Annotated in this window: 6 protein-coding genes and 1 tRNA gene; 2 read left to right on the plus strand and 5 right to left on the minus strand. The window is 47.5% G+C overall.

The features are described from left to right. Positions 1-2: 2 nt before the first annotated feature. A complete protein-coding gene (locus ACLQ7H_RS06755) occupies positions 3-2,420 on the minus strand; it encodes a type VI secretion system Vgr family protein (RefSeq protein WP_411752010.1) in 2,418 nt (805 codons plus the stop codon). Between the two features lie 649 nt (positions 2,421-3,069). On the opposite strand from ACLQ7H_RS06755, the gene ACLQ7H_RS06760 reads away from it, so the two are divergent. Further along, positions 3,070-3,783 (plus strand): GntR family transcriptional regulator, encoded by a 714-nt coding sequence (locus ACLQ7H_RS06760; protein ID WP_411752011.1) that lies wholly within the window; start codon positions 3,070-3,072, stop codon positions 3,781-3,783. 113 nt (positions 3,784-3,896) lie between these two features. Here the strand turns inward: ACLQ7H_RS06760 and arsC are convergent, their stop codons facing one another. The 4 genes from arsC to ACLQ7H_RS06780 all read right to left on the minus strand — a co-directional run bounded on the left by arsC (position 3,897) and on the right by ACLQ7H_RS06780 (position 6,897). After that, entirely contained in the window at positions 3,897-4,325 is a 429-nt protein-coding gene (gene arsC, locus ACLQ7H_RS06765) for a glutaredoxin-dependent arsenate reductase (RefSeq protein ID WP_411752012.1), read from the minus strand. 53 nt (positions 4,326-4,378) lie between these two features. Next, entirely contained in the window at positions 4,379-5,668 is a 1,290-nt protein-coding gene (locus ACLQ7H_RS06770) for an arsenic transporter (RefSeq protein ID WP_411752013.1), read from the minus strand. A 305-nt stretch (positions 5,669-5,973) separates the two neighbouring features. Next, positions 5,974-6,315 (minus strand): metalloregulator ArsR/SmtB family transcription factor, encoded by a 342-nt coding sequence (locus ACLQ7H_RS06775; RefSeq protein ID WP_411752014.1) that lies wholly within the window; start codon positions 6,313-6,315, stop codon positions 5,974-5,976. A 506-nt stretch (positions 6,316-6,821) separates the two neighbouring features. Next, positions 6,822-6,897: transfer RNA gene (locus tag ACLQ7H_RS06780), tRNA-Asn, on the minus strand. Between the two features lie 670 nt (positions 6,898-7,567). On the opposite strand from ACLQ7H_RS06780, the gene ACLQ7H_RS06785 reads away from it, so the two are divergent. Continuing rightward, the gene (locus ACLQ7H_RS06785; protein ID WP_411752015.1) at positions 7,568-7,984 is read left to right on the plus strand and encodes a hypothetical protein; all 417 of its coding nucleotides are present in this window, start codon (positions 7,568-7,570) and stop codon (positions 7,982-7,984) included. The last annotated feature ends 420 nt before the right edge of the window (positions 7,985-8,404 follow it).

Consider the following 8,404-nt stretch of genomic DNA (forward strand, 5'->3'; position numbering starts at 1 on the left):
TACTATCCTATAATGAATATATTGGTTTGATGGAATATAAACATACTTATATCGGCTTCCCCAGGGCCTTCAACAACAAACCTTCCATTTTTAAATTTTAACTTTAGCGTGTCATTTTCCATTGATATTTCCGTCCTTGAAAAATTAAATGACGTATGTGAAGCACTAACCCCTGTGGCTTGTAAACTGAGATCCGTGAGACCTATGCTAACGCCAGCAAAGGAGACTCCGAATGGTTTTGTTTCAAACCAGTTATCACTTTTGGTTTCAACATCCGGGGCTTCTATAAGTATTTTTTTTGTTGCTTTTAAATGTATTGTGGCTTGTGAGTCAATATCAATATTTTCCCCTGTGTAGGATATATTACCTATTACTGTAGTAGTCTGATTGGTGTTGTATTTTTCTATAACATCGCCATGTACTGTTATTTCGTGCTTACCGCTATATTCTTCGGTGACATTACCTGTAGTAATATCACTTACATTTCCTTGGGTATCATAAGATATATTGCCCTTTGTGTTCTTCGTGACATTCCCAGTTATCGTCTGGTCAACATCCCCTGTGGTGGTCTCTGTAATATTGCCATTAAAGGTTCTGGTAATGTCATCGGTGATATTAACAATGTCGCCACCGCTTTTGATGGTAAACTCGCGGCCATTGGTGATATCAACCTGCTGCTTGTTATTAAAGGTGTTTTTCTCGAGTTCTTCAACGGTGATATCGCGTTCTGAGTTATAAGCAAAGACGGCATCGCCCATCACGGTGTCGAACTGTTGGCCACCGATATTTGTGGTTCTGATACTGTCAATGGTAATATTCTGATCGCCCTCGACGGAGATATTCATCTTGTCTTCAGCGTGCATATCAAAGGACTCACGACCTGGAGCATCTTCAAAGAACAGATAACTGGCATTGTCTGCGCCGCCACTGGTGCTGCGTGACATAAAGCCCATTTTGGTGGCATCGTTCGGTAGATCCCAAGGCGGCATGCTGTCTTCGTTGTACACGCGGCCGGTGATCAACGGACGGTCAGGATCGCCGTTGATAAAATCTACCACCACTTCTTCACCTACTCGGGGAATTTGCACACCACCATATTTCCACCCAGCCCAGGAACTGGAAACCCGCACCCAACAGGAACCACTATCGTCACCTTTGCCATGCCGATCCCAGCGGAATTTTATTTTTACGCGGCCATATTTATCCGTCCAAATTGGTTGGCCCTCTGGCCCAACAACTTCTGCGGTTTGTGGGCCATGCGTTTTTGGCCAAGGTGTTATGCGGGAAGGGCGCCAGTTTACGCTGCTAGACACGACGGTGAATTCGGTGCGCTGTTCGCCGCTGCTCTGGTCACCACTGGCATAGTTACTTTCGGTCAGAAAGTAGCGGGCTTCAACCGTCAGGTATTCACGCTGGTCCTCAGCCCGTGGGGCATTGGAAAGGGTAAAAGTATGGCCAGGGGCAATACCCAGAGTCGAACCATCACCCGTCATTTTTTCGTGTTGGGCTTCAAATTCCTGTTGGCGAACGCGCACGTAGAATTGGCCATGATCGTGATCGGTAAAATGCCCTGGCCAATCGAACACTTCTGCTTTGTCACCGGCAAAAGAGGTTGGGTTCTGGCGAGTTTCCAGCAGACGTGCGCGGGGTTTACGGAAATCATAGTCATCCAGGCTGTACAGGCTCGGGGTGATGGCATCGGAAACGCTCCAGCTTTGGATCCCATTGATATTACTGCTTTCGCCATTGTCGCTAAGCAAGTAAGGAATAAACTCATAGCCTGCAAGTGTTGTGTGTGCTTGCGGTGCGTCTGCCAACACCAGGGTATGATTACCCATCTCGTGGCGGAAATAGTAATAGATCCCCTCGTGCTCCATTAACCTGCTGATAAAATTAAAATCACTTTCCTGGTACTGGACGCAGAAGCCCCACTGGCGGTAGTTCCAGGTGAGTTTGCTCTCTAGTTGGATTTGATAATCTGCAAGAATGCTGGAAATAATCTCAGGGACGGTTTTTTCCTGCCAAATTCGGAAATCCCGGTTTTGTGTCAGATACCACAGGCCCGGCTGAACCGTGGCGCGGTAAATGTAATAACGTTCACCGCTGGACTCTCTGCCAACCAGCGTCATGCGAGTGATATAGCCATTTAAGTATCGGGAGGGGAGGGGAGATGAGCGCAACTCTATGGTTAAGGATTTTCCTAGTAATTCTCTAAGATTAATATTATTAATGGCGCTGAGTAGCTCAACCTCATAAGAATAGGGTTCAGAAATCTTTTCATTTCCGACCAAAGATTTAAAAAGCAGTGTGTTACCGGCCAGCGGTGTATGTGCAAAAATAACCCTGTTCATGAATATTATTAATCCTTTAGACATAGCTACCGCACGGAATTTGCAATGGCAAATCCAGGTGATGGTCATTTTTCATCAGCGAATCAACAGTATTACTGTCGAACCAACCATAAAGTCTTACCGCTTGATTGCAATTATGAAACGACTCGTCAACATCCCTTTCCAGTAAACATAAGACTTCGTGAAACGAATAACACAATGCGTAGTTCTAATGGGATATTTCTTATTAAGTATCGCGAATTTTATCGCTGGAGAATTAAAGTTGTGATCTGCATCACTATGATTTCATTTTATGTTCCAGCTTTATTCATATTGAGATAGGGTGATTAAATGCTATCTTTATTAGTTGTGTCAAATATGTTTTATATATGTGTGCCACCTATTTATTCACCATGACTATTGGAATGAAGTAATAGAATTATCCTAAACTAGGGGGATGCAACGATACTTTTCCAGACTGTATCCGCCAAGACGGCAGATGACGCCGCGAAGTCGCGTATTCTTTAACGCTGGTCTGAGAAGCAGAGTAGCGAGTACGTGATCGCATTCATGGTTTTTGTTTGCACCAAGTTGTCTACTTTTTTTCATAAATCTGGACACGAAGATTTTTCATAGAACCTTTTACTTGAAGACGATTGCTACTTAAATAAAAACAGCCTATTAATTTATAGGATGCAGATTATTTAAGCGCAGTGCGAAACGCCCAAGAGGTCTACCAGTGATCTACAAATCCATAGCCGACAGACTACGCATCCGGCTCAATTCCGCCGATTACCATATCGGTAGCCCTTTACCTGCGGAGGTTCGCCTGGCAGAAGAGTTTGGCGTCTCCCGCATGACCATTCGCAAGGCGACAGGTTTGCTGGTGGGATGGGGATTGGTGGAGCGCCGCCACGGTAGCGGTACTTATGTCGCGAAGAAAGATGTGCATCATGAAACCACCAACCTGACCGGATTTATCGAGGTGATGCGCAACCTGGGTAAGGAAGTGGTAAGTGACGTGCTGGAGTTTACTATTATGCCCGCACCACCCGCTATTGCCAGCCAGTTGCGCATTAAGATTGACGAACGGATCTACTTCTCGCGCCGGGTTCGTTCGGTCGACGGCAAGCCTTTGATGGTAGAAGATAGCTATATGCCTGCGAAGCTCTATCGCAATTTGTCCGTTGCCCACCTGGAGGGGTCAAAATTCAGCTATATCGAAGATGAATGCCACATCATCGTGCGCGGCAATTATGAGAGCCTCACGCCTGTACTGGCCGATAAAAAGATGGCGAAGCTGCTGAATATCGATGAGCTGGCACCTATTTTGCGCATCACCTCGCTGTCATACAGCGACAGCGGCGATTTCGTGAATTACTCGGTCATGTTCAGAAATGCCAGCGAGTACCAGGTGGATTACCATTTACGGCGGGAGCATGTGAAAGTATAGGCAATAAAGGGAAGGGCGAGCAATGATAAGTTTATTGGGTAAAAATAGAGGGTAACGAGGTAACCGTTTAGAAAATGAAAACGGGAGCATTTAATGCTCCCTCTGAGGTTATCTTATTTCTCTACGCGTTTTCCTTGCGCATCTACCACGCGTTCACCATCTTCCTTGGTGAAGGCGCCGCGTTGCGCCTCGGGCAAAATATCCAGTACCCATTCAGAAGGGCGGCACAGTTTAGTTCCCAATGGTGTGACCACAATCGGGCGGTTGATCAGGATGGGGTGCTGCAGCATGAAATCGATCAATTGGTCATCGCTGAAATTATCTTCTGCCAGCCCTAGCTGCTCATAAGGCTCAACGTTGTTGCGTAATAATGCACGGACCGTAATTCCCATCTCTGCGATCAGTTTCACCAGTACCTCACGGCTTGGCGGTGTTTCCAGATACAGAATCACCGTGGGTTCAGTACCACTGTTGCGGATTAACTCCAGCGTGTTACGCGATGTTCCACAGGCTGGATTATGATAAATAGTCACATTGCTCATCGTGTGCTCTCTCATTGAAACACCAGTGGGTCATGCCTGCTGGCGCGGTGGTTTTACAGGGAAATAGATAGCCGCAGGGCTAATGCCGTTAATGTCACCAACAGCACCGGGATCGTCATGACAATGCCCACCCGGAAGTAATATCCCCAGGTGATGGTCATATTTTTTTGCGATAGAACATGCAGCCACAGTAAGGTGGCCAGGCTGCCTATCGGGGTGATTTTGGGGCCCAGATCGCTGCCAATCACGTTGGCATAAATCATCGCCTCTTTGATCACGCCGCTGGCAGCGCTGCCGTCAATCGACAAGGCCCCCACCAGGACGGTGGGCATATTGTTCATGATGGAAGACAGGAACGCCGTCAGCAATCCGGTGCCCAGCGTGGCCGCCCACAGTCCTTGTTCAGCAAACTGGTTCAGCAAGGCAGAAAGATAATGGGTCAACCCAGCATTGCGCAGGCCGTACACCACCAGATACATGCCCAGCGAGAAAACCACGATCTGCCAGGGCGCGCCGCGCAGCACCTTGCCAGTATTGATGGCATGCCCTTTCTTCGCGACGGCGAACAAAATCAGTGCTCCCACGGCGGCGACCAGACTGACGGGTACACCGAGCGGCTCCAGGGCAAAGAAGCCGACCAGCAGCAGAACCAGCACCAGCCACCCGGTCTTGAAGGTGTTCAGGTCGCGGATGGCCTCTTTCGGCACTTTCAGCAGGGACAGATCGTAAACTGCCGGAATGTCTTTGCGAAAAAACAGATGCAGCATCACCAGCGTGGCGGAAATTGCGGCCAAGTTGACCGGCACCATCACCGCCGCATATTCAGAGAATCCGAGGTTGAAGAAATCCGCCGAAACAATATTCACCAGATTCGAGACGATCAGCGGCAAGCTGGCGGTATCCGCAATAAAGCCTGCGGCCATCACAAAGGCCAAGGTTGCCCCACGGCTGAAACCCAGCGCCAGCAGCATGGCAATGACAATTGGCGTCAGGATCAGCGCAGCACCATCGTTGGCGAACAACGCCGCCACTGCTGCACCCAGCAAAATGATATAGGTAAACAGCAAACGGCCCCGGCCATTACCCCAGCGTGCTACATGCAAAGCTGCCCATTCAAAGAAACCCGACTCATCCAGTAACAGGCTGATGATGATCACGGCAATAAAGGTCGCAGTGGCATTCCAGACAATCTGCCAGACCACCGGAATATCACCGAGATGAACCACGCCGGTCACTAACGCCAGTACCGCACCCAACATGGCACTCCAGCCAATGCCTAACCCTCTGGGCTGCCAGATGACCAGTACAATGGTCATGACAAAAATAGCACCTGCCAACAACATAACGCCTCCGAAAGGGTAAGAGCGCACTCTTATCCGGAAAAATGATTGTGAATTAAACGCCGCTGGCCAGATTGCTCAGACGTGCAATGCTGATTGGCTCCTCTTCCTGCAACGGAACGAGGGCCAAGCGTGAACACAGCGAGTCTCTGACTTTTTTAATCTGCTCAACTTCATGCGATGCACGTAACTGCAACAGCGGTGATGACGTGGTCGCTTCCCCACCTTTTCTGTTATTGAATCAGTTTGTCGCCTTACTCAATCAAATGTGAAAAAACAGATATGAAAGGGTAAATTTTTTTAGTACGTCAAAGACAGGCAGTCTTACTGCTCATCGTTCCATTACCGCGCGCCAGCAAAACGATTTGGTCTCGTTGGCTGAGATAGGCTTGCTCAATCACGGCGGCAGCCCAGGCAGGAATATGCGGTGACAGGCGATAGTGGATCCACTTTCCGGAACGACGATCCAGTAAAAGCCCAGACTCCCTTAGCATTGCCAGGTGTCTGGAAATCTTGGGTTGAGACTCATTGAGCGTGTTACAAAGCTCGCAAACACACAGTTCACCGGATTCTCGGAGCAGCAGGATGACATTCAGACGGGTTTCGTCTGACAGATTTTTGAAGAGCTGTAATGGGGTGAGTGTTGTCATGATGGCTCCAACTCAAATAACTCCTACCATCTTAAGACGCTAGCCAACAAAGTCAATATTACATATGATTTTTCGAATGTGAAGTGAGTGTTCCCGAGAGACTAGCCAAGAATGAAAGAGTGAATCCAGCGAGTTGGCTATGAATTTTTCATGAGAGAAAAGGGCTTATGTCGGTTATTGGAAAGAATGCACAGGCAAGTGCTGTGGAATAGGAAGCGGGTTATTTTTATAACGAATGGCGAGGCAGGCATCAGGTTTCGATAGTGAAACCGCCAAGCTCTTTGCAGGTATTGTTTTATAAGGTGATAGTTGCTCGCGAGCCACTTTATGAGATTAACAGAGGCGTATACCAAAGAGACATAATCTTGCCGATTCGAGTCCCTGTGAGGCCCCAAAACGCTGGGTTTCAATATACCAGTATGGAACAGAGTGTAACTCGATTTGCGAAAGGAGGAATTTTACTTTGAGACACTATGGAATTCAGTGCAACTCCATGGTGTTAAATTTGGCTCCTCTGACTGGACTCGAACCAGTGACATACGGATTAACAGTCCGCCGTTCTACCGACTGAACTACAGAGGAATCGTGTGAACGAGGCGAATAATAGCGAGGCGTATTGGGTTTGTCAAAGCACTAAAGTGAGGGAAAAGTGCGTTTGCTGCCAGATTGAGCATATTGGCTCGTTTTTCGGCACTTTGCTTTGGTTAACAACTTGAAAAATGCGGATCCACAGGGATGACAAAGATTAACGGGTTCAACATACAGCTAAACGGGCGCAGCATGTGAACTGACCCTAAAAAGTGAGCTGGTTGCCCATTTCGCTATTCCCCTGTAATGACAAAATGTTAAGTAGTACCGCCATAAAGCGATCCCACTAAAATGCTACTCACCGAATATAAATTAATCAGGAAGGATCTTAACGCCATCTGGATGGGGCCACTAGTGAAAACCCAAAGTATCTGCTTATTTTTTTACCAAACTGTGATCGAGGTTGTTTTTTTATTTTTCAGCTGCCGGATACTTGGTTTTTTTAAAAAAGTTGATGTAAATCAAAATAGTAAGTCTGTATAACTGGCGATAAATGATTTTTTTTAAGATTATTCTATGTTACTCTGGCAGGCATTCTATGCTGATAGCCGTAATGGAGCCCTCGCAGATCTTGTCAATGCTTGCTTTATTACTCTATGCTACGCCAAGCCTTTTTTGTAGCGGTAAACCACGCCGTTCCTTTGTTTCCCGGAGTTTTTTAGTAATGAAAAAAACAATCGCCATAGCCACATTGTGTGTGTTGCTGGCAGGGTGTCAGACTGCGAAAAATAAACCTGCAACCGCCGCCGGTGTCCCTGCGCCAGCACCAGTCACTCCGAGCGCTACCGTTACGCAACCCGCTCAGCCGATGGCTTCTGTGGGTACCGATGACATCATGTATCCCTGCATGAAAGAGCTGAATGCTCTGCAACAGGTTAGTCCGAGTTTATATCAAACCCGCAGCGTAGAGTTGAACGATATCGTGGCGCAGGCCAAGCTTTACATGCGCATTCGTGACAATGTCAGCACCGACATCCATCAAATCATGGATGCTGCCTATCAGTTTCGCATTGCCAAAACCTGTAACCGAATCAGCACCGACCTGACCAATGCCTTGATCGAGCGTGTGACTGGCGCCTAACGCATAGACTCCGTATTCAGATTTTCCGGGAATACATGGTGTTGTACCAGAAACGCTCTCTTAGGGAGCGTTTTTGTTTTCTGCTCATCCAAAATGCACTTCAGTTGCACCAGCAAGGTGCGCCAGCAAATTCTCCTCGTTCTTTTCTAACGTGCGTTGCCAGCTAAAACCAGTGAGCCCACTCATTTTTACGGCTGAGATCGCCAGCAAATCGGCTCTATTTTTGTATGCGCCGTCACAATGGCTAGATTTTTGCTTGGATAAACGCGGGTAAATCGGTTGCGCTCTCGCGCAAATTATTTTCCCCGACTACACATAAAGTGACTGCTCCACGTCATTTACCCGTCGTCTTTAAAGCTGCAGCGTTGTTACCTGCGCTTGCTCACCCCAGTAACTTACAAAATTAAGCTACTGGGGATT

It is taken from the genome of Serratia sp. (in: enterobacteria) (assembly GCF_046715635.1).
Taxonomy (GTDB): domain Bacteria; phylum Pseudomonadota; class Gammaproteobacteria; order Enterobacterales; family Enterobacteriaceae; genus Chania.

Bases quoted from the DNA above. Each gene is read 5' to 3' on its own strand.
- ACLQ7H_RS06755 (WP_411752010.1), bottom strand. From the start codon at position 2,420: ATGACCATCACCTGGATTTGCCATTGCAAATTCCGTGCGGTAGCTATG.
- arsC (WP_411752012.1), bottom strand. From the start codon at position 4,325: ATGAGCAATGTGACTATTTATCATAATCCAGCCTGTGGAACATCGCGT.
- ACLQ7H_RS06770 (WP_411752013.1), bottom strand. From the start codon at position 5,668: ATGTTGTTGGCAGGTGCTATTTTTGTCATGACCATTGTACTGGTCATC.
- ACLQ7H_RS06775 (WP_411752014.1), bottom strand. From the start codon at position 6,315: ATGACAACACTCACCCCATTACAGCTCTTCAAAAATCTGTCAGACGAA.
- ACLQ7H_RS06785 (WP_411752015.1), top strand. From the start codon at position 7,568: ATGAAAAAAACAATCGCCATAGCCACATTGTGTGTGTTGCTGGCAGGG.